The 24,907-nt window shown below is 47.3% G+C and carries 26 protein-coding genes and 1 tRNA gene; 23 read left to right on the forward strand and 4 right to left on the reverse strand.

Going from position 1 to position 24,907, the window contains the following annotated elements:
• The 7 genes from H6A32_RS03095 to H6A32_RS03125 all read left to right on the forward strand — a co-directional run bounded on the left by H6A32_RS03095 (window position 1) and on the right by H6A32_RS03125 (window position 6,268).
• On the forward strand, window positions 1–1,383 hold the full coding sequence (locus H6A32_RS03095; protein ID WP_087255044.1) for a GldG family protein: 1,383 nt from the start codon (window positions 1–3) through the stop codon (window positions 1,381–1,383).
• Window positions 1,384–1,394: 11 nt separating this feature from the next.
• The gene (locus H6A32_RS03100; RefSeq protein WP_204863734.1) at window positions 1,395–2,033 is read left to right on the forward strand and encodes a DUF4340 domain-containing protein; all 639 of its coding nucleotides are present in this window, start codon (window positions 1,395–1,397) and stop codon (window positions 2,031–2,033) included.
• A gap of 120 nt (window positions 2,034–2,153) precedes the next feature.
• On the forward strand, window positions 2,154–2,474 hold the full coding sequence (locus tag H6A32_RS03105; RefSeq protein WP_087167159.1) for a PadR family transcriptional regulator: 321 nt from the start codon (window positions 2,154–2,156) through the stop codon (window positions 2,472–2,474).
• Window positions 2,467–3,222 carry a DUF1700 domain-containing protein gene (locus tag H6A32_RS03110; protein WP_204863735.1) on the forward strand — a complete coding sequence of 252 codons (756 nt, stop codon included), beginning with the start codon at window positions 2,467–2,469 and terminating at the stop codon, window positions 3,220–3,222. The genes H6A32_RS03105 and H6A32_RS03110 overlap by 8 nt, the downstream gene beginning before the upstream one ends.
• The gene (locus tag H6A32_RS03115) at window positions 3,223–3,729 is read left to right on the forward strand and encodes a hypothetical protein (RefSeq protein WP_204863736.1); all 507 of its coding nucleotides are present in this window, start codon (window positions 3,223–3,225) and stop codon (window positions 3,727–3,729) included.
• A 238-nt stretch (window positions 3,730–3,967) separates the two neighbouring features.
• Window positions 3,968–5,608, forward strand: coding sequence for a Na/Pi cotransporter family protein (locus H6A32_RS03120; RefSeq protein WP_087167162.1), 1,641 nt, complete (start codon window positions 3,968–3,970; stop codon window positions 5,606–5,608).
• 180 nt (window positions 5,609–5,788) lie between these two features.
• The gene (locus H6A32_RS03125) at window positions 5,789–6,268 is read left to right on the forward strand and encodes a CAT RNA binding domain-containing protein (protein WP_204863737.1); all 480 of its coding nucleotides are present in this window, start codon (window positions 5,789–5,791) and stop codon (window positions 6,266–6,268) included.
• 236 nt (window positions 6,269–6,504) lie between these two features.
• On the opposite strand, the gene H6A32_RS03130 is transcribed toward H6A32_RS03125, so the two are convergent.
• Window positions 6,505–6,588: transfer RNA gene (locus tag H6A32_RS03130), tRNA-Leu, on the reverse strand.
• Between the two features lie 121 nt (window positions 6,589–6,709).
• The gene (locus H6A32_RS03135; protein ID WP_191426381.1) at window positions 6,710–7,366 is read right to left on the reverse strand and encodes a YwaF family protein; all 657 of its coding nucleotides are present in this window, start codon (window positions 7,364–7,366) and stop codon (window positions 6,710–6,712) included.
• A gap of 206 nt (window positions 7,367–7,572) precedes the next feature.
• Between H6A32_RS03135 and H6A32_RS03140 the strand changes: the two genes are divergently transcribed.
• From H6A32_RS03140 to H6A32_RS03200, 13 genes are all read left to right on the forward strand, one after another.
• Complete coding sequence (locus H6A32_RS03140) at window positions 7,573–8,550, forward strand: beta-ketoacyl-ACP synthase III (protein ID WP_204863738.1); 978 nt, start codon at window positions 7,573–7,575, stop codon at window positions 8,548–8,550.
• 80 nt (window positions 8,551–8,630) lie between these two features.
• Window positions 8,631–8,849 carry an acyl carrier protein gene (acpP, locus tag H6A32_RS03145; protein WP_087167169.1) on the forward strand — a complete coding sequence of 73 codons (219 nt, stop codon included), beginning with the start codon at window positions 8,631–8,633 and terminating at the stop codon, window positions 8,847–8,849.
• Between the two features lie 97 nt (window positions 8,850–8,946).
• The gene (gene fabK, locus H6A32_RS03150; RefSeq protein WP_087167170.1) at window positions 8,947–9,885 is read left to right on the forward strand and encodes an enoyl-[acyl-carrier-protein] reductase FabK; all 939 of its coding nucleotides are present in this window, start codon (window positions 8,947–8,949) and stop codon (window positions 9,883–9,885) included.
• Complete coding sequence (gene fabD, locus H6A32_RS03155) at window positions 9,878–10,798, forward strand: ACP S-malonyltransferase (protein WP_087255026.1); 921 nt, start codon at window positions 9,878–9,880, stop codon at window positions 10,796–10,798. Before fabK ends, fabD begins: the two co-directional genes overlap by 8 nt.
• 50 nt (window positions 10,799–10,848) lie before the next feature.
• Entirely contained in the window at window positions 10,849–11,583 is a 735-nt protein-coding gene (fabG, locus tag H6A32_RS03160; protein ID WP_087255023.1) for a 3-oxoacyl-[acyl-carrier-protein] reductase, read from the forward strand.
• 22 nt (window positions 11,584–11,605) lie between these two features.
• Window positions 11,606–12,844, forward strand: coding sequence for a beta-ketoacyl-ACP synthase II (fabF, locus tag H6A32_RS03165; RefSeq protein ID WP_204863739.1), 1,239 nt, complete (start codon window positions 11,606–11,608; stop codon window positions 12,842–12,844).
• Window positions 12,845–12,856: 12 nt separating this feature from the next.
• Window positions 12,857–13,321 (forward strand): acetyl-CoA carboxylase biotin carboxyl carrier protein, encoded by a 465-nt coding sequence (gene accB / locus H6A32_RS03170; protein ID WP_087255017.1) that lies wholly within the window; start codon window positions 12,857–12,859, stop codon window positions 13,319–13,321.
• Between the two features lie 15 nt (window positions 13,322–13,336).
• Window positions 13,337–13,765 (forward strand): 3-hydroxyacyl-ACP dehydratase FabZ, encoded by a 429-nt coding sequence (gene fabZ, locus H6A32_RS03175; protein ID WP_087167175.1) that lies wholly within the window; start codon window positions 13,337–13,339, stop codon window positions 13,763–13,765.
• A gap of 35 nt (window positions 13,766–13,800) precedes the next feature.
• Window positions 13,801–15,135: an acetyl-CoA carboxylase biotin carboxylase subunit gene (locus H6A32_RS03180; protein ID WP_087255014.1), complete on the forward strand. Its 1,335-nt coding sequence runs from the start codon at window positions 13,801–13,803 to the stop codon at window positions 15,133–15,135.
• Between the two features lie 12 nt (window positions 15,136–15,147).
• The gene (locus H6A32_RS03185; RefSeq protein ID WP_204863740.1) at window positions 15,148–16,860 is read left to right on the forward strand and encodes an acetyl-CoA carboxylase carboxyltransferase subunit alpha; all 1,713 of its coding nucleotides are present in this window, start codon (window positions 15,148–15,150) and stop codon (window positions 16,858–16,860) included.
• Between the two features lie 14 nt (window positions 16,861–16,874).
• The gene (locus tag H6A32_RS03190; protein ID WP_346342232.1) at window positions 16,875–17,945 is read left to right on the forward strand and encodes an NAD(P)H-dependent flavin oxidoreductase; all 1,071 of its coding nucleotides are present in this window, start codon (window positions 16,875–16,877) and stop codon (window positions 17,943–17,945) included.
• Between the two features lie 40 nt (window positions 17,946–17,985).
• Window positions 17,986–18,432: a MarR family winged helix-turn-helix transcriptional regulator gene (locus H6A32_RS03195; protein WP_087167178.1), complete on the forward strand. Its 447-nt coding sequence runs from the start codon at window positions 17,986–17,988 to the stop codon at window positions 18,430–18,432.
• A gap of 151 nt (window positions 18,433–18,583) precedes the next feature.
• Window positions 18,584–19,381, forward strand: a complete 798-nt coding sequence (locus H6A32_RS03200) for a DUF6612 family protein (RefSeq protein WP_204863741.1) — start codon at window positions 18,584–18,586, stop codon at window positions 19,379–19,381.
• 161 nt (window positions 19,382–19,542) lie between these two features.
• Here the strand turns inward: H6A32_RS03200 and H6A32_RS03205 are convergent, their stop codons facing one another.
• Window positions 19,543–20,436: a YitT family protein gene (locus tag H6A32_RS03205; protein ID WP_204863742.1), complete on the reverse strand. Its 894-nt coding sequence runs from the start codon at window positions 20,434–20,436 to the stop codon at window positions 19,543–19,545.
• A gap of 166 nt (window positions 20,437–20,602) precedes the next feature.
• On the opposite strand from H6A32_RS03205, the gene H6A32_RS03210 reads away from it, so the two are divergent.
• Window positions 20,603–21,331, forward strand: coding sequence for an NAD-dependent protein deacylase (locus tag H6A32_RS03210; protein WP_087167181.1), 729 nt, complete (start codon window positions 20,603–20,605; stop codon window positions 21,329–21,331).
• Between the two features lie 65 nt (window positions 21,332–21,396).
• On the forward strand, window positions 21,397–23,271 hold the full coding sequence (gene asnB, locus H6A32_RS03215; protein WP_204863743.1) for an asparagine synthase (glutamine-hydrolyzing): 1,875 nt from the start codon (window positions 21,397–21,399) through the stop codon (window positions 23,269–23,271).
• A 109-nt stretch (window positions 23,272–23,380) separates the two neighbouring features.
• Here the strand turns inward: asnB and H6A32_RS03220 are convergent, their stop codons facing one another.
• The gene (locus H6A32_RS03220) at window positions 23,381–23,989 is read right to left on the reverse strand and encodes a putative ABC transporter permease (protein WP_204863744.1); all 609 of its coding nucleotides are present in this window, start codon (window positions 23,987–23,989) and stop codon (window positions 23,381–23,383) included.
• A gap of 238 nt (window positions 23,990–24,227) precedes the next feature.
• Between H6A32_RS03220 and sdaAB the strand changes: the two genes are divergently transcribed.
• The gene (gene sdaAB, locus H6A32_RS03225; RefSeq protein ID WP_204863745.1) at window positions 24,228–24,896 is read left to right on the forward strand and encodes an L-serine ammonia-lyase, iron-sulfur-dependent subunit beta; all 669 of its coding nucleotides are present in this window, start codon (window positions 24,228–24,230) and stop codon (window positions 24,894–24,896) included.
• Window positions 24,897–24,907: the final 11 nt, after the last annotated feature.

Consider the following 24,907-nt stretch of genomic DNA (forward strand, 5'->3'; position numbering starts at 1 on the left):
ATGAAGAAATTGCTGAAAAAATTCCGAAGTCTTCAGACCCGCTATGGATTTTACAGTGTGGGTATGATCGCGATTGTCATCGTGATCGCAGTTGTCATCAATCTGATTGTCGGGCAGCTCCCGGAGAAATTCAGACAGGTTGATGTCAGCAATAAAAACATTTACGGAATTTCCAAGACATCCAGAAATCTTTTGAAAGATCTGGAATACGATATCAAGTTTACGGTATATGCAGACAAATCATCTACAGACGAGAGAATCAAAACATTCCTGGAACGATATACCGCACTGACTGACAAGATCAGTGTAGAATGGATCAATCCGGTGGATCATCCGCAGGCTCTTCAGGAGAATGAAGATGCACAGTCCAATTCCATTGTCGTTTCCTGCGAGGAGACCGGAAAATCTGCTACAGTTCTGTTTACGGATATTATTGTGCAGGACTACAGCTCCTACTATACGACAGGGTCTGCGTCTGATTCGGAGTTTGATGCGGACGGTCAGCTGACAAGTGCGATCAATCAGATTACAACGGATGTGTCGAAGAAAATCTACTATACAACCGGACACGGCGAGACGACATTATCCACTTCTCTGAGCGATGAGCTGGAGAAATCCAGTGTGACAACGGAAGAACTGAATCTTCTGATGGTAGAGGAGATCCCTTCAGACTGCGACCTGATCCTGATCGATGCGCCGACGAGCGATATTTCCGAGCAGGAGGAAACGATGCTTCTGAATTATATGTCAGAAGGAGGAAAGGTCATCTATGTGATGGGTGATGCTTCCACGGAGACGCCGAATCTGAACGCGTTTATGGAACAGTACGGAATGACAAAAACGGACGGCTACATTGCGGATATGCAGCGGTGCTACCAGGGTAATTACTATTATATCTTCCCGGAAATCTCAGCATCGGGAGATCTGGGAGACGGTCTGGAAAGCGATATGGTACTTCTTGTAAATTCAGCCGGATTTACCGTACAGGAAGATTTAAGAGATACGCTTTCTGTGACACAGGTGATGACGACATCCTCAGAAGGATACGCAGTGACGGAAGAGGAACAGACACAGGGAGAATATACTCTCGCAGCTGTCGCGGAGGAAGATGACGCGAAGCTGACCGTGATTGCTTCGGAAAGCATGATCAATTCCCAGATTACGGAGTATTTTTCCAATCTGGATAATTCGAGACTCTTCCTCAATCTCGTTATGAACAATTTTGACGATGTTGAAAATCTTTCCATCAAGGCGAAGAGCCTGTCTGTAGAGTTGAACACCGTGCGGCATGCAGGTTCTATCAGTACAGCGCTGATCTTTGGTGTGCCGGCGGTTGTTCTGATCGGAGGATTTGTGATCTGGATGAAACGTAGAAAAGCATAGGGAGTGGACAGATGAAACAGAAAAAAGGACTTATCATACTTCTGGCAGTACTTCTTGTACTTTGTATTGTTTACTTTGCACTTAGAAGCTACAATCAGAGTCAGAAGGAAGCAGAACAGGCCAAAGCCGAAGCGGAGAAGATCCAGGTGGTGGACATTGAAAATCCGGTGGAGATCACCTACTCTTCCGAAGACGGAAGCAGCGTATCTCTTGTAAAAGAAGACGATACCTGGCATCTGAAAGATGATACGGAGACGGCTCTTGTGCAGGATACCATTGAGAATATCGCGGATACAGTATCCGATGTACAGGCTGAGCGGCAGATTGAGGATCCGGATTCTCTGGAAAGCTATGGACTGGATTCCCCTGCTTATACCATTACCGTGACAGGAGAAGATGGCACAACAGAAACCATTTATATCGGAGACGGAGCAGACTCCGATTATTACATGACAACAGGGGACAAGGAAAATGTGTATACAGTATCCTCTTCCCTTCCGAATGTACTGGAGATGAACACGGATAATCTGAAAGAAGAAGAGGAGACAGAATCTACAGAGGATGATGCTTCTGCAGACGACAGCTCTTCGGATGACAGTACATCCGGAGAGGAAAGCACAGATACAGAGAGCGGTTCGTCCTCCGAATAGAAGACCGACCTTTGTCTAAGGTGAACAGCGGGCAGCAGCAGACTGCCCGCTATTAATTTTCATCCAGTACTTGACATAATCAAGTAGTAGGTATAGTATAATAACAGAAGGAGTGATGGAATGAATCCACAGTTTAAAAAAGGAGTTCTGGAACTGATTGTTTTGGAATCAGTCCGGAACCGTGACATGTACGGATACGAACTGGTGACAGAAGTATCCAAGGTCATTGACGTAAATGAAGGGACCATTTACCCGCTCCTGAAACGATTGACAAACGAACATTATTTTGAAACCTATCTGCGTGAGTCCACAGAAGGACCGCCCAGAAAGTATTATCATTTGACTGCGGCAGGGATTCTCCACCGTGATCAGCTTGAGGCAGAATGGAATGAGTTTCAGGAACGGGTGTGCCGTTTCCTAAAGGAGGGAAAGCATGAATAAAGAAGGGTTTTTAAAAGAATTAAGAGATCATTTAAGAGTGCTGGATGAAAGGGAACAGGAAGATATTATTGATGAGTATGCGCAGCACATTGATCTGAAGATGAAAAGCGGGCTCAGCGAAGAAGAGGCGATCAGCGATTTTGGTAATATCGCAGAGCTGGCAGCCGAAATTCTGGAGGCATATCACGTGGATCCGAAATTTGAAAAAAAGACAAAGGGGATCGTGATCCGTACTCCGGACATGGAAAAAGTTTCTGAGGGGAGCAGAAAACTGGCGGGAAAGGCGGCTGCGTTTTTCGGGAAAATTCTGGAAAAGATCCGGAAAATGAAAGATACAATAGCCGGAAAATGGAGAACTTTTTCCGGAAAATCCAAACAGAGGCCGGAAGGCAGCGAAGAGAAAGAAGGCAGACAGGAGAAAAAGAGCCTGTGGAGGAAAAGTACAGAGATTCCGGTCTGGAGTACGTCCAGGCGTCTGCTTCACAATTGCTGCGTTCTGATCTGGAATCTGAGCTGGATACTTGTTACCTGCTTTCTGATGGGAATGGCGGCTGTCAGTCTGTTTGCTTTTGGAGCCCTGCTGACTCTGGTGTTTTCCGGATATCCGCTTCTTGGGGCGGAGATTTTCTGCTTTGGAGCAGCAGCTTCAGGGGCATCCCTCGGACTTCTGACATTCGGACTTCGAAAAAAGTACAGAAAAAAACCGGAGGGTGAGAGGAAGGCAGAACAGACAGGGGAGGTGTTATAGATGAAGCAGTATCGGAAATTACTTGCCGGAATATTTGCGGGCGGGGTACTGATCAGCGGAATCGGTGCAGGAATCGGATGCGTGGAATTCTTTTCTCTGGACTATGCAGGGGAGAGAACTGTCGGGGAGACGGAGATGACAGTGATGGAAGGAGAGATGAGCTTTACGCCGCCATCTGACGGAGGTACAGTGGATGTATATATGGATTACGGACAGCCGTATCTGAATCTTGTCTGGGATGACTCCGTACCGGAAAACACACTGCACTACAGTATTGAGTACAACAAAAAGCGGGTTGCGCCGGAAGCGTGGCAGGAGGATGCCGAAACACTCGGATTTTATTTCCCGTATATCAATTATGACGAAGTGCGGGATGTGATGGAGTTCAGGGACATCATTCTGGGTGATCTGAAAGAACATAAGATTGGAAGCTACAGGCAGAAGGATATTGAGTCCATCGATCTGTACCTGAACCCGAAAGACCGGGAGGAAATTGAAATATGGTAAAACAAGGCCGGAAAGAGTTTTTCCGGTCTTTGCTTTTTGAATTTTTTTCTCTGGAAGCAGGTTCATGGGAAAGAAAATGTAAAATCCAGGTAAAATCTACGTAAAATCATGTTAATTTTTCGTATAACCTATTGCGTATTTTCGCGGTTTCTAGTAAATATATAAATGGAATGTTAAAAATAAGTTAGCATTTTGTAAAATCGAGAGGAAAATTCAACTTTTATGGAGGAAAAGAGAAATGAAGTTGACAGACTTTTTTGGCCTGCTGGGGGGACTTGCCTTGTTCCTTTACGGAATGCAGATGATGAGTTCCGGGCTTGAAGCAGCCGCCGGAAACAAGATGAAACGAATCCTGGAGAGGCTGACCGCCAACCGCTTTCTGGGGGTTCTGGTAGGAGCCGGAGTGACAGCCGTGATCCAGTCTTCGTCGGCGACAACGGTTATGGTAGTAGGATTTGTAAATTCGGGCATGATGACATTAAGACAGGCAGTATGGATCATCATGGGTGCAAATATCGGTACGACAATTACAGGACAGCTGATTGCGCTTGATATTGGGGCGATCGCTCCGCTGATTGCTTTTCTCGGAGTGGCTTTGATTCTTTTCATTAAAAGTCCGAAGGTACATAATTACGGTCTGATTGTAGCGGGGCTTGGCGTACTCTTCCTTGGTATGGAGATGATGAGCTCATCCATGATGCCGCTTCGTGATTCGGAGGCTTTTGTAAGCCTTATGACAAAATTCTCAAATCCGGTGCTTGGTATTCTTGCCGGAGCGGTGTTTACGGCGATTATTCAGTCTTCTTCCGCGTCTGTCGGTATTCTGCAGGCATTGGCATCAAACGGTCTGATCGGACTTCCAAGCGCGGTGTTTGTTCTTTTTGGACAGAATATCGGTACCTGTATTACGGCGGTGCTTGCATCCATAGGGACAAGCCGGAACGCAAAGCGTACGACGATCATCCATCTGACATTTAACATCATCGGAACGATCATTTTTACAACTGTCTGTATTCTGACGCCGCTTACGTCTCTGGTGGAAAGCTGGACGCCGACAAATGTGGCGGGGCAGATTGCCAACATGCATACGTTGTTTAATATTGTCACCACCATTCTTCTGATTCCGTTTGGAAACTATCTGGCATCCTTTGCCGAGAAGGTTCTTCCGGATAAGAAAGAAGAGAAAGTGGAAGGGATGCATCTGGAATACATCCGCCCGGTTGATACGAAGAGGGAAAACCATATCGGTACTTCCGCAATCGCTTTGACAGGAGTTCAGAAAGAAGTAGAACGGATGCTTCAGATGACAAAGGAAAACGTGCACTTGAGTTTTGATGCGGTGCTGGATGGTTCCACCGCCCTCCTTGCGCAGGTAGATGAAAAAGAAGAGTACATCGACTTCCTCAATAAAGAGATCTGCAAATATATTTCCAAGACGATTGTCAATGAGACAAACCAGAAAGATGCCAGATACATGAGTGCTCTGTTCAAAGTATGCGGTAATCTGGAGAGAATTGGAGACCATGCGACAAATCTGTGTGAGTACACACAGATGATGGAAGAAAAGGGCATTGTATTTTCCAGTACCGAGATGGAGGAGATCCGCCAGATGAAGAAAGCAAGTCTTGATGCGCTTGAGATTTTAAGCGATGTCAAGAAGGGAGACACAGAGATCGTGAAGAGGATCGAAGAGGCGGAACAGAGGATAGACGACATGACAGAAAGCTTCCGCCAGGGACAGATCGACCGGATGCAGCAGGGAAAACAGGATGAAGAGGTCAGTATTCTGTATTCCGAGATGCTTACGGATTTTGAACGGATCGGAGATCATATTCTGAATATCGGACAGGAAATGGGACTTGGAAAAGTCGGAGCGTAAAAAGGTGCATAAAACTTTTATTCATAATTGATAAAAACAAGGTTGGATGCTATACTGGCCTTGTATAAAAGGATTGTTACTGGTAAAGCAGGCTATACCGATTGTACACATTTGAGTTAAAATGTGGGAGCGGTATAGCCTATTTTTTGTGCATTTTATGTAGGAGGGCGGATCGTAAGAATGCAGGTTGATAAAGTGATTAACAACAATCTGATCAGATCCCATGATGAAAAAGGACAGGAAGTCCTTGTAATGGGGTGCGGAATCGGCTTTAAGAAAAAGCCGGGAGAGTATATTGATGACGGAAAAGTGGAAAAAGTTTATGTGCTTCAGAAGGAGGAAAGACAGCACATGGAGGAACTGTTTTCTTCCATGCCCCTTGAATGTATCCAGGCAACCAACGAGATCGTGGAGTATGCGACGATTTCCCTTGGAAAGCAGCTCAGCAATTATCTGTATCTGAATCTCTGTGACCACATCCATTTCGCGATTCAGCGGTCGAAAGGCGGGATTCCGATTCAGAATGCCCTGCTTACGGAGATTAAACGGTTTTACAATCACGAATATCAGATCGGGATGGAATCGTTGAACATCATTGAGCGGAAAACAGGAGTACTTCTTCCGGAGGATTCTTCTATAAAAATCTGTAATCCGCAATGAACTGAAACAGAAAAATAAGAGATCGAAATCACAAAATAAAAAACGGGAGCAGGCGAATAATTGAGTGTACTTTATGGCATAATTATGCTGTAATCATGTCAAAAAAGAAAGGGACGGAATGTATAAGGAAGAGCCAGAGTAATGAAAAGACTCTGGCTCTACTTCTGTATATAAACTTTTGTAAAGAATATAAAAAAGAGATAGCTGACAACCAACTATCTCTTCTTTGTAATCAATGCGGATAGCAGGACTTGAACCTGTACCCCCTCGCGAGGACTAGAACCTGAATCTAGCGCGTCTGCCTATTCCGCCATATCCGCTTGACAAAAGATACTATATCATATAATTGTTCTTTTTGCAAATACTTTTTGAAAAAATTTAAAAATTTTTTTGGAGCGGGCTTCGGGTGCATTTTTTGAGCACCCTGGATGACTCCGGCAGCTATTCTTTCCTGCTCCGCAGAAGAAAGAGACGCTGCCAGAACAGATGAAGGAGAAATGCGCCGAAAACAATGACGGCAAGATAACAGAGGATCCGGACCGGATTTGGAAATCGGCGGGTCAGATCTGAGATGATGACCTGGGACATCGGGTAGTACGGACTAATATAGAACATGTCAATGTCATGCGTCCGCCCGATCGTAAGATTGATGACTGTAGCAGCACCGCTAAGGACCGCAAACAGGATGACGGAGGAGGAAAATCCATGCCACGTATGATCGCTGATGTCCGAAAGGCCGCAGAAGAGCCCGATGGCAATCAGAGTCAGATGCCACAGATAGGAATGAATGGTAAGCGGCAAAAATGGATAGTGCATTCCGCTTGTGTCCAGGAAAACCGCAATTCCGCCCAGAAGAGAAAAATCCATCAGAAAGGTATAGAAGATCCGACGGATATGGGAAGCATGAAAGAACGGCAGAAGAAGCAGCAGGTACATCGGAACAGAACAAAGCTGAAACGGAAAATACCACCAGTTATAAGTCCCGTCTCCGAGAACGAAAGTCAGCGTCCACTGCTTCCAGATTTCACTTGCCGCCATCACAAGCCCTGTATAAAAAAGAAAGCGTTCCGAACTGTCCAAAGACCGGAGATTTCGCATACAACATCCCTCCTCGCGTTTTTTGTACTGCTTCCTGCTGAAAATAGTATAAGAGTATTTTAACACATTATACAAAAAGAAGAGCAGACGAAAAAACGATTGACAGAAAAAAGGCTGTAAAAACAGGGTTGACAACCGGGCATTCGTGTAATATAGTTTGATTATCAAAGTATTTTAAGTTCAAAATAAAAGTTTGGAGAAAACATATGATAGGAAAAATATGCGGGACGGGATCTTATATCCCGCCTAAAATTTTGAGCAATGATGACCTGTCTGAGATGGTTGAGACAAATGACGAGTGGATCCGCGAACGGACCGGTGTGAGAAACCGCCACATCGCAGAGCATGAGACCGCCTCTTTCATGGCGGCGGAGGCGGCAAAGAGGGCACTGGAAAATTCCGGGGTCTCTCCGGAGGAGATCGATCTGATTCTTGTCGCATCCTCTTCGCCGGACGTAATTTTCCCGAGCGTGGCCTGTGAGGTGCAAAAAGAGATCCAGGCGGTGAATGCGGCGGGATATGACATGCAGGCAGCCTGCACGGGATTTGTCTTCGCATACCAGAGCGCGCAGGCCTACATTGCGGCAGGATTTTACAAGACGATTCTGGCTATTGGAACTGAGACGCTGTCTTCTATGGTGGACTGGAGTGACCGGGGTACCTGCATCCTGTTCGGTGACGGCGCAGGCGCGGCAGTGATCCGGGCAGCGGAAGGAACAGCATATCTTCCGGCAGCACATTCCGATGGATGTAGGGGAGACGCACTTGTCTGCAGGAGTAGATTTTCATCGGAGTTTGTGGAAGCGTTTAAGAAGACCGGAGAGACACCGAAGGATACTTACATCAGTATGGACGGAAGAGGCGTATTCCAGTTTGCAGTCAAGAGTGTTCCGCAGATTGTGACGGAGGTGCTTGACAAGGCAGGGCTTGGAACGGAGGATATCGACTGGTTCATCCTTCATCAGGCCAACAAAAGGATTGTGGAATCTGTTGCAAAACGCCTGAAGACAGACATCGGGAAATTTCCGATGAATCTGCAGGAGTACGGCAACACCTCATCCGCGAGCATTCCGATTCTCCTCGATGAGATGAACCGGGACGGACGGCTTGAAAAAGGGCAGAAAATCGTGATTGCAGGATTTGGAGCAGGACTCTCCTGGGGAGCATCCATTCTGGAATGGTAATACAGGTAATTACCGGCCAAGGCCGGATTACAATAGAAAACATGAAAAAAGAAAATGAAAAGTAAAAGGAGACTACCACTATGTTAGAAAAAGTAAAAGAAATCGTAGCAGAAAATCTTGGAGCAGACATCAATACACTGACAGAGGAGACATCTTTCAAAGATGATCTTGGAGCAGATTCTCTGGACCTGTTTGAAATGGTAATGGCACTGGAAGAAGAATACGGAAAAGAGATTCCTACAGAAGATCTGGAGCAGCTTACAACGATCGGTGAAGTAGTAGATTACTTAAGCAAATAATAACGCATCTTTACTGCCATCCGGTCAGGTGCCTTTTTGGCGAAGGCCGGATGGCAGAAACATATTGCTGGAAAACAGATAAGGAAGGGATATTGGGATGAAGACAGAAATTACAGAGATCCTGGGTATTGAATATCCGATCATTCAGGGCGGAATGGCCTGGGTGGCAGAACATAAACTTGCAGCGGCTGTATCCAATGCAGGCGGACTTGGACTGATCGGTGCGGCAAGCGCTCCGGCAGACTGGGTAAGAGATCAGGTTAGAAAAGCAAAAGAGCTGACTGACAAACCGTTTGGAGTGAACATCATGCTGATGAGCCCGTATGCCGACGACGTGGCAAAAGTCATCGTGGAAGAGGGCGTCAAAGTCGTGACAACCGGTGCCGGAAGCCCGGAAAAATACATGAAAATGTGGAAGGAAGCAGGCGTAAAGGTCATCCCGGTTGTAGCAAGCGTGGCTCTGGCAAAGAGAATGGAGCGCTGCGGAGCAGATGCCATCGTGGCAGAGGGAACAGAAGCAGGCGGACACATCGGTGAAAATACAACGATGGTTCTCGTGCCGCAGGTGGTTGACGCAGTCAACATTCCGGTCATCGCAGCAGGAGGAATTGCAGACGGACGCGGCATGGCAGCGGCATTTATGCTTGGCGCAAGAGGAATGCAGCTTGGAACCGGATTTGTTGTTACAAAAGAATCCCAGGTTCATGAAAATTATAAAAACAGCATTATCAAGGCAAAAGACATTGATTCCCGTGTAACCGGACGTTCCACAGGACACCCGGTACGTGTACTCAGAAACCAGATGGCAAAAGAATACATCAAAAAAGAACAGGAAGGCGCGACATTTGAGGAACTGGAACAGATGACGCTGGGCGGCTTGAGAAGAGCAGTCGTAGACGGAGACGTCGTAACAGGAAGCGTGATGGCAGGACAGAGCGCGGCGATGTTCAAAGAAGTGCTGACCTGTAAAGAGTTTATCGAGAAGTTGGTAAGCGAGACAGATGCACTTATCAAAGGAGCGGGATTCTATGAGTAAGATAGCATTTATCTACCCTGGACAGGGAGCCCAGAAAGCAGGAATGGGCAAGGATTTTTATGAAAACAGCGAAAGCGCAAGAGCCGTATTTGACAGAGCATCCGAAATTCTGGATCTCGACATGAAGGAACTGTGCTTCGAGGAGAACGACAGACTGGATCTGACAGAGTATACACAGGCAGCGCTTGTGACAACCTGTCTTGCCATGACAAAAGTGGTAAGCGAACACGGCATCCGGCCGGATGTTACAGCAGGATTAAGCCTTGGCGAATACTGCGCTATTGCCATTGCAGGCGGCATGTCTGAGGAGGACGCAATCCGCACAGTGCGTAAAAGAGGAATTTTGATGCAGAATACAGTGCCGGCAGGCGAGGGAGCCATGGCGGCAGTTCTCGGACTGGAAGCATCTGCGATCGAAGAAGTGATTGCGGACATCGAGGGCGTAACTATCGCAAACTACAACTGTCCGGGACAGATTGTAATTACCGGAGTGACAGCCAAAGTGGAAGAAGCGTCAGAAAAGCTGAAAGCGGCAGGGGCAAAACGTGTTGTAATGCTCAATGTCAGCGGACCGTTCCACTCACCGCTTCTGAAAAGTGCAGGAGAAGAGCTGTTAAAAGAACTGGAAAACGTAGAAATCCACAAGCTTGAGATTCCGTATGTGACCAATGTGACAGCGGAATATGTACAAAACGAAGAAGAGATCAAAGGCCTTCTGGGACAGCAGGTATCCTCATCTGTAAGATGGGAGCAGAGCATCCGGAAGATGATCGAGGAAGGTGTAGACACTTTCGTGGAAATCGGACCGGGAAAAACACTGGCCGGATTTATGAGAAAGATCAGCCGTGACGTTGCCATGTACAATATCGGAACATGGGAAGACGTGGAAAAAGTAGCAGAAGCGCTGAAATAAGATCAGATCCGAAGCGGTCTGAAATTTGATATACGTAAGGAGTATAGAGTATGACAGAGCAGAAAGTAGCAGTAGTGACAGGAGCATCAAGAGGCATTGGAAAGGCGATCGCGATGGAGCTTGCGAGAAGAGGGGCACTTGTGATTGTCAACTACAACGGCTCCAGAGAAAAAGCGGAAGAGGTGAAGGCACAGATCGAGGCGGAGGGAAATAAAGCCGAGATCAGACAGTGCAACGTAGCCGATTTTAAAGCCTGCGAGGAAATGTTCCAGGAGATTATCAGCACCTACGGGCGGGTAGACATTCTGGTAAACAATGCAGGAATCACAAGAGACGGACTTCTGATGAAGATGAGCGAAGAGGATTTTGATGCTGTTGTAGACACGAACTTAAAGGGAGCGTTTAACTGTATCCGGTTTGCTTCCAGACAGATGCTCAAGCAGAGAAGCGGACGCATCATCAGCCTTTCCTCTGTCGTAGGGGTGTATGGAAATGCGGGACAGGCAAACTATGCTGCATCCAAGGCGGGAATCATCGGACTTACGAAAGCATGCGCAAAAGAGCTTGCTTCCCGCCACATCACGGTCAATGCCATCGCGCCGGGATTTATTGAGACAGAAATGACGGAAGTATTGTCGGAGAAAGTGAAAGAAACAGCGAAAGCGCAGATTCCGTTCGGTACATTCGGACAGCCGGAAGACATCGCAAAGACAGCGGCGTTTCTGGCATCGGATGACGCACGGTATATCACCGGACAGGTCATCTGTGTAGACGGCGGAATGTAAAAAGCGAAGAAGGAGACGAAATATGAAGAGAAGAGTAGTTGTAACAGGACTGGGAGCGATCACTCCGATCGGAAACAGCGTACCGGAATTCTGGAAAGGAGTCAAAGCAGGAAAAGTCGGAATCGGAGAGATTACGAAGTTTGACACTTCTGATTATAAAGTAAAGATTGCGGCCGAGGTTAAGGATTTCGAGCCGAAAAACTATATGGATTTTAAAGCGGCAAAGAGAATGGAAACATTTTCGCAGTATGCGGTGGCCGCTGCACTGGAAGCATGTAAAGATGCGGCCATCGATATGGAACAGGAAGATCCGTTCCGTGTCGGAGTTATTGTAGGGTCCGGAATCGGAAGCCTGCAGACTGTAGAAAGAGAATATACAAAGATTGTGGAAAAAGGACCAAACAGGGTACATCCGCTGATGGTACCTCTGATGATTTCCAACATGGCGGCAGGAAATGTCTCCATTCAGCTTGGTGCAAGAGGAAAATGTACAAACGTTGTGACAGCATGTGCATCCGGAACCCATTGTATCGGAGATGCATTCCGTGCCATTCAGTACGGGGATGCGGAAGTGATGTTTGCAGGCGGTACGGAAAGCGCCATCTGTCCGACAGGTGTGGCAGGATTTACTGCTCTGACCGCACTGACCACATCCAATGATCCGATGCGGGCATCCATTCCGTTTGACAAGGACAGAAGCGGATTCGTTCTCGGTGAGGGAGCCGGTATTGTTGTTCTGGAAGAGCTGGAGCACGCAAAAGCAAGGGGGGCAAAGATTTACGCAGAAGTGGTAGGATACGGTGCGACAGGCGATGCTTACCACATCACTTCCCCGATTGAAGACGGAAGCGGTGCGGCACGTGCTATGACAGATGCTATGAAAGAGGCAGGCGTAAAACCGGAGGATATAACTTATATCAACGCACACGGAACAAGTACACACCACAACGATCTGTTTGAGACAATCGCCATCAAATCCGCGCTCGGAGATGCGGCAAAAGATGTGGTTGTCAACTCTACCAAGTCCATGATCGGACATCTGCTCGGAGCAGCAGGCGGAGTGGAGTTCGTAACGATCGTAAAATCCGTGGAAGAAGGATTTATCCACCAGACAGTGGGAACAGAAAATGTCGATGAAGAATGTGACTTAAACTATGCAGTTGGTGCGCCGGTTGAGAAGGAAATCCGCTATGCCATGAGTAATTCTCTTGGATTTGGCGGACACAATGCGACCCTTCTGATCAAAAAATACGAAGAATAGGAGAGTGTAGACATGGAGCTGGAACAGCTTTTAAAACTGATTAACACGGTTTCGGATTCAAAGCTTACAGAGTTCAAATATGAGACAGAGAGTGTCTGTATCAAAATGGGAAAAGAAAGCAGTGTCAAGGTTGTTGCGGCTGACGCGCAGACGACAGCCCCGGCTGCGGTACAGGGAGCAGTGATTACCGCACAGGAAACGAAAGCGGCGATCGAAGCTTCTGAAGAACCGGATGTGCAGAAAGGCAAGGTTGTAACATCCCCGCTTGTCGGAACTTTCTATGCGGCACCGTCCGAGGATGCAGATCCGTATGTGAAGGTGGGCGACACAGTGAAGAAAGGGCAGGTCCTTGCCATCGTGGAAGCTATGAAACTGATGAATGAAATCGAAAGTGAATATGACGGAACAGTGGAGGAAATTCTTGTGGAAAACGCACAGGGCGTAGAATATGGACAGCCTCTGTTCCGGATCAGATAATTGAGGTGAAACAGGATGAAACATCTGGGAATTAAAGAGATCGAAGCAATTCTGCCGCACCGCCACCCGTTTCTTCTGGTAGATTATATCGAAGATTACGAACCGGGCGAATTCGCGACAGGTTATAAATGTGTGACATTCCGGGAGGATTTCTTCCGGGGACATTTTCCGCAGGAACCGGTAATGCCGGGTGTTCTGACTGTAGAGGCGCTGGCGCAGGTCGGAGCGGTTGCGATCCTGAGCAAAGAAGAAAACAAAGGAAAGATCGCATACTTTGGCGGAATCAACAAATGTAAATTTAAAGGAAAAATTGTTCCGGGAGACAAAGTCAAACTGGAAACAAGGATCATCAAACAGAAAGGACCGGTTGGTGTCGGGGAAGCGATCGCAAGCGTGGACGGTAAAGTCGTTGTGAGCGCAGAACTGACCTTCATGGTCGGCTAGATGAGAAAAAGATAAAAACGAGGTCGGAGGCAGATATGATTAAGAAGGTTTTGATTGCAAACAGGGGTGAAATTGCGGTACGGATTATCCGTGCGTGCCGTGAGATGGGAATCGAAACGGTTGCGGTATATTCGGAAGCAGACAGGGAAGCACTGCACACACAGCTTGCGGACGAGGCGGTCTGCATCGGGCCGGCTCCTTCTTCGGAGAGTTATCTGAGCATGGACAAGATCTTAAGCGCGACGATGATTACCGGAGCGGACGCAATTCATCCGGGATTCGGATTTTTGTCCGAGAACAGCAGGTTTGCAGAGCTTTGTGAAAAATGCAATATTACATTTATCGGACCAAAAGCGGAAGTGATTGAGAAACTTGGAAACAAGGCTGAGGCAAGAAATACGATGATATCTGCCGGAGTTCCGGTCATTCCGGGAAGTACGGAGCCGGTTTTTGATGAAGAAAAAGGTGCCAAAGAGGCGGATCGGATCGGTTATCCGGTCATCGTAAAAGCGGCGCTTGGCGGAGGCGGAAAAGGCATGCGTGTAGCGAAGACTCCGGAGGAGTTTTCCAAGGCATTTACGACAGCCCAGAAAGAAGCAAAGGCAGCTTTCGGCGACGATATGATGTATATCGAACATTTTGTGGAACATCCTCGTCATATTGAGTTTCAGATTCTGGCGGACCACTATGGCAATGTTATCCATCTGGGAGAGAGGGACTGTTCTATCCAGAGAAACCATCAGAAGATGATCGAAGAGTCTCCGTCTCTTGCATTGAGTGAGGAGCTCCGTCAGAAGATGGGAGAAGCAGCTGTAAAGGCGGCGAAAGCGGCCAATTATGAAAATGCCGGAACCATCGAGTTCTTGCTTGAAAAGAACGGCAGCTTCTATTTTATGGAGATGAATACAAGAATTCAGGTAGAACATCCGGTAACCGAGTGGGTAACCGGAATTGACCTGGTAAAAGAGCAGATCCGCATTGCTTCCGGGGAGCATTTAAAGATCAGCCAGGAGGACGTCAAACTGACCGGACATGCGATTGAGTGCCGTATCAATGCGGAAAACCCGGCAAAGAACTTCCGCCCGTCACCGGGAACCATCACGGATATCTACCTTCCGGGAGGAAAGGGAGTGCGGATCGATTCCGCAATCTACAGCGGCTATACAGTTCCGCCGTACTATGACTCCATGCTGGCAAAACTGATTGTCCATGCAAAGTCAAGACCGGAAGCGATCAGCAAAATGAGAAGTGCCCTCGGGGAGGTTATCATCGAAGGAATCGATACAAATATTGACTATCTGTACGAACTGATCAACCATCCGGATTATCAGAGCGGAAATATTGATATTGAGTTTATCGAGCGTTTGTAGGAGTGAAAAGACATGAAATTATCCAATATGTTTAAAAAAACAGAACGAAAAAACTACATAACGATTCATACTTCAGATAAAAAGGGAAAACCGGAGGTGCCGGAAGGTCTGCTGAAAAAGTGTAATGCGTGCAAGGCGGCGATTGTGACAGAGGATGTCAAGAACAATTATTATATCTGCCCGAAGTGCCACAATTACTTCCGGGTACATGCCAGAAGAAGAGTGGAGATGATCGTGGACGAAGGGACGTTTGAAGAGTGGGATCACGGCCTGAATGCGGGCAATCCGTTAAGCTTTCCGGGATATGAGGAGAAGGTGAAGGCTCTCCAGGAGAAGACAAATCTTGATGAGGCCGTCATGACCGGGAAAGCGCAGATCAATGGAAATGAAGTGGTACTTGGCATCTGTGACGGACGCTTCATGATGGCAAGTATGGGATGGGCAGTCGGAGAGAAGATCGCCCGTGCCGTAGAACGGGCTACCGAAGAAAAACTTCCGGTGATCATTTTTGCCTGCTCAGGCGGAGCAAGAATGCAGGAAGGCATTGTCTCCCTGATGCAGATGGCAAAGACATCTGCGGTTCTGAAAAAGCACAGTGATGCCGGGCTTCTCTATATTTCGGTCCTGACTAATCCGACAACCGGCGGAGTAACGGCAAGTTTTGCCATGCTTGGCGATGTCATTCTGGCAGAGCCGAACGCATTGATCGGTTTTGCCGGACCGCGTGTCATTGAGCAGACGATCGGACAGAAGCTGCCGGAAGGATTCCAGAAATCGGAATTTCTGCTGGAGCACGGTTTCATCGATCGGATTGTAGAGCGGGAAGAGATGAAGGAAGTGCTTGCATCTATTCTCAGCATGCATAAAATCGAAGAGAACGGGGAAGACTGGCGGCAGGAATGCTGTCAGAACGAAGGAGAGGAAAAACGTGTTCCATATAAAGGGCTGACCTCCTGGGAGCGGGTTCAGATCTCCAGAAGAAAAGACCGCCCGGTAGGAAGTGACTATATTCACACCTTGTTTACCGACTTTATTGAATTGCACGGTGACAGGTATTTCAAAGATGACAAGGCGATTATCGGAGGAATCGCAAGATTCCACGGAATGCCGGTCACAGTCATTGCGCAGGAACGGGGCACAACGACAAAAGAAAATATTCTCCGGAATTTCGGAATGCCTTCCCCGGACGGATACCGGAAGGCGCTGCGTCTGATGAAGCAGGCGGAGAAATTCCACCGCCCGGTCATCTGTTTTGTTGATACACCGGGAGCGTTCTGCGGAATTGAAGCAGAAGAAAGAGGACAGGGAGAGGCAATTGCGAGAAATATCTATGAGATGTCCGGCTTGAAAACACCGGTTGTATCCATCGTGATCGGAGAGGGAGAAAGCGGAGGGGCGCTTGCCATCGCGACCGCGGATGAAGTGTGGATGCTGGAAAATTCGATCTACTCGATCCTCTCTCCGGAAGGATTTGCATCCATTCTCTGGAAAGACAGCAAACGGGCAAAAGAGGCGGCGGGGGTCATGAAGCTGACGGCAAACCATTTAAAGAGCATGGAGATTGTCGAGCAGGTGATTCCGGAGCCGGATAATTTCACTTCCGCAAATCTGGAGGAAGTGGCAGACAGACTGGACAGAAGTCTGAAGAAATTTATTTGTGAGTACATGGAGATGGATGCAGATGCTCTGGTTGAAAAACGTTACCGGAGATTCCGTCGGATGTAGGAAAGGAACGAAAAGTGAACACAAAATGGCCGCCGATTTCGCTCGGCGATAAACAAATCAAAATTCCTCTCATTCAGGGGGGAATGGGAGTCGGTATCAGCATGGGAGGACTTGCAGGTGCTGTTGCAAAAGAGGGCGCGGCGGGGATCATTTCCAATGCGCAGATAGGATTCCGGGAAGCGGATTTTGAAAAAAATCCGTTTCAGGCCAACCTGCGGGCCATGGAAAGTGAATACCAAAAGGCCAGAAAGACCGCGCCGGACGGAGTGATTGGATTTAACATCATGGTAGCGCTGAAGCATTACGAGGAGTATGTAAGGCATGCGGCTGCCATCGGATGTGATCTGATTATTTCGGGAGCCGGGCTGCCTACAGAGCTCCCGCGCTATGTGGAGGGAACCGATACGAAGATCGCACCGATTGTTTCAACTGAAAAATCGGCGAGAGTCATTTTGAAATACTGGGACAGAAAGTACAACCGGGTGCCGGATCTGCTTGTGATTGAGGGACCGAAGGCAGGGGGACATCTTGGATTTACGAAAGAACAGCTTGAGATATTTGACGATAAGGCATACAATGAAGAAGTAAAGTCCATCTTAAAGGCCGTGCGGGAGTACGAAGAAAAGTATGAAAGAAAGATTCCGGTTGTTCTGGCCGGCGGCATTGACACAAAAGAGAAGGTGGAAGCTGCCATGTCGCTTGGCGTAGACGGCGTGCAGACGGCGAGCCTTTTTGTGACGACAGAAGAATGTGATGCGGATATCCGTTATAAGGAAGCATACATAAACGCCGGAGAAGAGGACATCTGCATTGTGACAAGTCCGGTAGGAATGCCGGGGCGTGCAATCTTAAATCCATTTATGAAAAGAGTGATGGACGGGGAGAAATTTACTCCGAAGAAATGCCTTGGATGTCTTCATAAATGCAATCCGTCCGAAATTCCGTACTGCATTACAGAACGCCTCGTGGCAGCGGCCAGAGGGGATGTGGAGGAAGCACTTCTTTTCTGCGGAAAAGAGGCGTACAGACAGCAGAAGATCACGACTGTCAGGGAAGTGATAGGTTCACTGATGGGAGAAGAATAGGGACAAGACGAAAGATAGACAGGTAAAGGAGCAAAAAATCGTGGACGCATACAGGGCAATCAACGAAATCCTGGTTCATTTGTTCAATGAAATCTGGGAGCTGGAAGGAAAAGCAGTGATCACAGAAGAATATAAGGACATTACGAACAACGATATGCATATTATTGAAGCGGTGGGCCTCGGAGAAGGAAACAATATGTCGGCAATCGCAAAAAAACTGAAAATCACTGTCGGATCTCTTACCACCTCCATGAACAGTCTTGTCAATAAAAAGTATGTGGTCCGGGAGAGGAGTTCCCAGGACCGAAGAGTGGTCAATATCCGCCTGACAAAAAAGGGGGAAAAGGCGTACCACCATCATGCAGATTTTCACAGGAAGATGACGGAAGCAGTCGTATCCGCCCTCTCAGAGGATGAGATTCCGGTTCTCGTCAAAACGCTGGACAGTCTGTCCGACTTTTTCAAATCCTATCGGGAACAGTATTGACATGTTTTTGTATCGGATGGTACACTGAATAAAACAGCCGCAGGGCAGCTTTTATGAGCTGTTTTGCGGCTGCTTCCGTAACTGGAAGAAAATATGGACAGGATTTTAGAAAGGCCGGAAGGCCTGAAATCAGAAAGGGAGGGAAGAGACGTTGAAACGACGGACAGAAAACAAGATGGGAAAAAGGATTCTTGCAGGAATCTGCTGCATCGGTCTTCTGACGGCAGCAGGATGCAGTCAGAATCAGGAAGAACCGGATCCACAGGAACTTTATCAGGCTGCAGTGGAGAAAAACGGGGAACTGACAGATCTGGACATGACAATGGGAACGAAGATGACGCTGGAGCAGGCCGGAGAGACGGTGGATATCGATATGAATGTCGATATGCTGATGTCCGGATACAATACATCGGATCTACAGTATCAGATGGAGACGACGACCTCACTCCTCGGGCAGAATATCGAGATGACTGCATTTTACGCAGACGGCTACTATTATATGGAGACATCAGGCCAGAAGCTCAAATATCCGTACGATCTGGAAGCGATTACGGAGCAGGTGGAAAACAGCATGGGCGGCACAGTATCCTCGGAAGCCATGACGGAGCTGACGGCAGAAAAAGAGGGAGAAAATACGAGACTTACCTTTACCGGAGATCCGGAGAAGATGACCAACTATACAAAGGAGATTCTTTCCAATATGCAGACCGGAACAGAAACGGCGGATTTTACAATCGAGAAGGCAGGAGGATCCTATCTGATCAATCCGGACGGCTATTATATCGAAAGTAATGTTGATATGGATCTGCTGATGAATATCAGCGGAAGCGAAGTCAGTGTGAATACAAAGACGACAAGTACCCTGAAAGATCCGGGTAAAAAGGTGGAAATCACACTGCCGGAAGACCTGTCCTCCTACACAGAAGTATCGCAGGATCTTCTGGGATAAAAAAAGCGAAAGAAGGGCATGGAAGACAGCCAAATTGCAAAGGAACTGGAACTTTCTGAAGAAAGCCTCCATAAACTGATGAAAGAGTAATATAAAAATCCGGAAAGTCTCATTCAAAGCGACTTCCGGATTTTGTATATTTGAGAATAGTTCAGAACATTTTATTTTCCGGATACGGCAGCAGTCTTTTTGTTCCGGTAAATCTTGCCGCTGGAGAAGCCGTGTCCTTTGACTTCGTTGACACGGGAGATAATCATGAAGGCTTCCGGATCAATTTTATTGACTTCCTGATTGAGCTTTGTCAGCTCACGGTTGGAGATGACAGTCATAATTACCGGCTGATCGGTGTGAAGATAGCCGGTTTCCCCGTACAGGATAGTGGAGCCCCGGTCCAGCTTCTGGACGATCATCTGATTGATCTCTTTGTGCTTTTTGCTTACGATCTTGACCTGAGTCTGAACGTGTCCGGTGAGGAGTACTTTGTCCAGGACGACGGTGTAGATCATGACAAGGAGGATTCCGTAGATGATCTGCTCTTTGTTGGAGAAGAGCATCTGAAGAATCAGGATTGTGAAGTCAAAGAGATAGAGCATGACAGACACCGGAAACCCGAACTTTTTATTCAGGACAAGAGGCGGGATGTCCATTCCTCCGGTGGAGGCTCCTGCCCGGATCACGATTCCGATGGCAAATCCGATCATCAGTCCGCCGCAGACGGTTGCGAGCATCCGGTCGCTTGTGACATTAGCAAGCTGCGGAATCCTTTCAAATACACCGAGAATGACCGGGTAAAAGAAACTGCTGATCAGTGTTGTCAGTGCAAACATTTTTCCAAGGACAACTGCTCCAAGCACGAACATAACGGCGTTGAAACAGAAGACGAACATGGAAATGGGGATATTAAAATAATGCTCAAACGCAATTCCAAGACCAGTCGTTCCCCCGGTGATCAGGTCATTTGGAAGAATAAAGACGACAACACCGAGCGCATAGATGGCGTTGCCGATTAAGATTGTAATAATATTCAATACTTTTTTGGAAATGCTCTCATTCATACCTGTCAGTCCTTTCTATTTCAGATACGAATCAGTATACAGGAAGAAAAGAAGGGGAACAAGAGATTTCCGGAAAATCAGGAAATCTTATCAGTATGATGAAACTGTGCTATACTAAAGGAAAAACGAGGAAAAGCAGAGAAAGAAACGAAAGGAGAAGAAGGACATGGAAGAGATCAGGAAATTTCAGCAGATGATAGATGAGAGCAGGAATATCGTATTCTTCGGAGGAGCGGGAGTCTCCACCGAGAGCAACATTCCGGACTTCCGCAGTGAAGACGGTTTATACAATATGAAGTATAAATATCCACCGGAGACAATCATAAGCCACACCTTTTTTCTGAGAAATCCGGAGGAATTTTACCGGTTTTATAAGGACCGGATGCTCTGTCTGGACGCGGAGCCGAATCCGGCCCACAGGAAACTGGCCGAACTGGAGCAGGCAGGAAAGCTCTCCGCGGTTGTCACTCAGAATATTGACGGGCTTCACCAGAAGGCGGGAAGCCGGACGGTCTATGAACTGCATGGAAGTATTCACAGAAATTACTGCATGGAGTGCGGTAAATTTTATGATGCAGAGTATGTGAAAAACAGTGAGGGCATTCCAAGATGCAGCTGCGGCGGAATGATCAAGCCGGATGTCGTGCTCTATGAAGAAGGGCTGGATACGAAGACCATTCAGAATTCCGTGGAGGCGATTGCACATGCGGATATGCTGATTATCGGCGGGACGTCCCTTGTTGTTTACCCGGCGGCAGGGTTTATCGACTACTTCCGTGGAAAGTATCTTGTGCTGATCAACAAGGCGGAAACAGGGCGGTCTGTCCGGGCGGATCTTGTGATCCGGGAACCGATTGGAAAAGTGATGGAACAAATCTCTTGCAATCCACAGTGAAATTCGCTAAAATAATGAAGTTAGTATATTGATATCAGGAGACATTTATATAAAGGAGAAAAAGTATGTGTGGATTTGCAGGTTATGCAGGAATGAAAGAGTACGATGCTTCCGTGATCCGGAAGATGACAGATAAGATTCGCCACAGAGGGCCGGATTCACAGGATGCTTTCGTGGAAGGCGGAGTCGGGCTGGGCTTTGTCAGACTTAGTATTATCGACCTGGAAGGCGGGTCTCAGCCGATGTTCAATGAAGACAAAAATCTGGTGCTGATCTTTAACGGCGAGCTTTACAACTATCAGGGGATCAGAGAAGAGCTGATTCAGGCCGGACATGTATTTACAACACATACCGATTCTGAGATCCTTCTCCACGGATACGAAGAGTGGGGCAAGGAAGGACTGCTTAAAAAACTGAGAGGAATGTTTGCGTTTGTCATCTTTGACAGAAAGAAGAAGACACTGTTCGGAGCAAGAGACCATTTCGGCATCAAGCCGTTTTATTATTACCATAAGGACGGTACGTTCCTGTTTGGCTCCGAGATCAAGTCTTTCCTGGCTCACCCGGATTTCAAGAAAGAGCTGTTCGAGGAGAAACTTCCGGATTTCATGACATTCGGATGTATTCCTGGAGAAGAGACATTCTTCAGGAATGTATATAAACTGCTGCCGGGACATTACTTTACCTATGAAAACGGCAGGGTAAACGTGAAGATGTACTGGGAGCCGACCTTTGACATCAATGAAAATCAGACCATCGAGAGTGTTGCGGATAAGCTGGACGGTGTTCTGGAAGATTCAGTAAACAAACATATCATCGCAGACGTGCCGGTATGTTCCTTCCTTTCCAGCGGCGTGGATTCCAGCTACGTGGCATATGAACTGAAGGACAAGGTGGATCTGACGACATTTACGATCGACTTTGTAGAGCAGAAATACAGCGAAGCGCCTCACGCAAAGGAACTGGCAGACGAGCTTGGCATCCGCAATATCGGACGGAAGGTATCTGCTGAAGAATATTTCCACGATGCGGAGAAGATTCAGTATTACATGGACGAGCCGCTGGCCAACCCGAGCGCGAACCTTCTGTACTACATCTCCAACCGCTGTTCTCAGGACTTCAAGGTAGCACTTTCCGGAGAAGGTGCGGACGAGATGTTCGGCGGATACAATATCTACCATGAGAATATCTCTCTTGGCGGATATCAGAAGCTTCCGAAGTGGTTCAGAAAGGCAGTGGCAAAGGTTGTCACACCGCTTCCGAAATTCAAGGGAAAAGGCTTCCTGATCCGTGGAAGCAAGGATGTGGAAGAGCGCTATATCGGAAACAGCAACGTCTTCAAATACGAAGAGAGGGATGCATTCCTCAAGAAAAAATACAAGAGCAGAAATCCATTGGATATTGCCAAGGAATTTTATGACAAGGTGCCGGATCTGGACGATGTGTCCAAGATGCAGTATCTGGACTTCAATATGTGGCTGCGTCAGGAGATCCTTCTGAAAGCGGACAAGATGTCCATGGCAAACTCTCTGGAGCTTCGGGTTCCGTTTATGGATATCGAGGTCTTCAAGACTGCCCGGACGATTCCGGCAAAATGCAAGGTCAACGATTCCAACACGAAGCTTGCGTTCCGTGCCCTCGCAGACCGAAAATTCAGCAAGAAGAGCGCGGAGAGAAAGAAACTCATGTTCCCGAGCCCGCTCCCGAACTGGATGAGAGAAGATCAGTACTACAATATGATCAAGAAAGAATTCAAGAGCGAGACAGCAGGAAAATTCTTTAACCGTAAGAAAATTCTGCAGCTTCTGGAAGAACACAAAGAAGGAAAGGTAACCCATTCCATTCAGATCTGGGTAGTCTATACGTTCCTGATGTGGTATAAAGCATACTTTATCAACAACGGAGATCTGGATAAGATCGAGGCAGACTGCGCACATTAAAAAAACAGTAATTAAAATAGAAAAGAACCGCTTCACGACTGCGGAGGAACTGCAGCAGGTGAGGCGGTTTTCTTTGTGATTTAACTTTTTCTTTTTCCCTGAGTTCGTATTATGGCCTTGGCACTGTCACCCCGAATCCGGCATTTGGATGCATCAGCGAAAAGACGACATCGATGATGAAAATGCCAAGAAAACAGATACAAAGAACCGTCCGGAATGTATCCGGAAGCTTCCGGTACTGAACGCTTAGTTTCGGCGCCGCAAAATAGAGGATCACAAGCCCTCCGGCTCCAAAGAGAAGCAGCCCTTCCAGGCAGACAAATCCTTTGAGATTGATGAGGGAATCCCGGTAGTCCCACCAGCGCATCTGATAGACCTTCCACAGCACGGTTCCCGTGACGAATTCCATCGTCCCGGCTGTCAGCATGGTCATCAGGAAGACCTGAAGCGGCTTTTCGGCAAAGCGGCGGAGCAGGAGGAGAATCAAAACTCCTCCGAATCCGTAAATTGGAAGCCACGGACCGTAGAGGACACCACGATTTACAACAGTATGATCGATAAATACATGCAGAAGGACTTCCCACAGCCATCCTGCAAATGAAAAGGTAAAGAAAAACAGGATGTAGGAAGAGATGGAGTACCGATGCATACTCTGCTGAATGAGCCCCGCCTTTTCTGTTGTATAAACTTCTTTTGCCATCATATATTTCTGTAACATAACTTTTTCGCCTCTCTTTCCTTTCCTGTTTATGGTTCCATTGTAAAACATAAAACCGAAGAACAACAAAAGCCACTCTTAGGATATTCGAAAGATTTTCAGGGGAAAATTAAGAAATTATGAAGATCCGTGCGATCATTTTCACGATCTTCTATGCAGATTTTGTGAAATCCCTTTTGAGGAATCCGGAAATATGTTATATTAAGGAAAGCAAAGAAAGTAACCGGAGGATATGGGTATGAAGTTTTTGAGTATTTTTGATGTGATCGGTCCGAATATGATCGGGCCTTCCAGCTCGCATACAGCAGGGGCATGTTCCATGGCGCTTCTGGCGCGCAAAATGTGTCCGGAACCGATCAAAAAGGTCGTCTTTACACTTTATGGTTCGTTTTCCAAGACTTATCATGGGCACGGGACGGACCGGGCGCTTTTAGGCGGAGTTCTTGGATTTGACACTGATGATGCCAGAATCCGCGATGCCTTTGAATGGGCCAAAAAGATGGGGGTAGAATACGAGTTTGTCATTGATGAAGAGACAAGGACAGATCATCCGAACACAGCGGATATGGATATTACCGGAGTAAACGGGAACCGTCTGTTTGTCAGAGGAGAGTCCATCGGAGGCGGCAAGATTAAGATTGTCCAGATCAACGGCATTGATGTGGAATTTACAGGCGAGTACAGTACGCTGATTGTCCGACAGATTGACAAGCCGGGCGTAGTGGCACATATTACCCAGTGTCTGAGCAGGCATGAAGTGAATATCGCGTTTATGAGACTGTTCCGCGAGGATAAAGGAGCGACCGCCTTTACAATCGTGGAGTCGGACGAGCAGATTCCGGAAGAGATTCTGGATGAAATTCACAAAAACGAGAACGTACAGGATCTGATGCTTGTACAGATGTAGGAGGAGCCAGG

The organism is Drancourtella massiliensis, from assembly GCF_016900655.1.
In the GTDB taxonomy this organism is placed as follows: Bacteria; Bacillota; Clostridia; order Lachnospirales; family Lachnospiraceae; genus Sellimonas; species Sellimonas catena.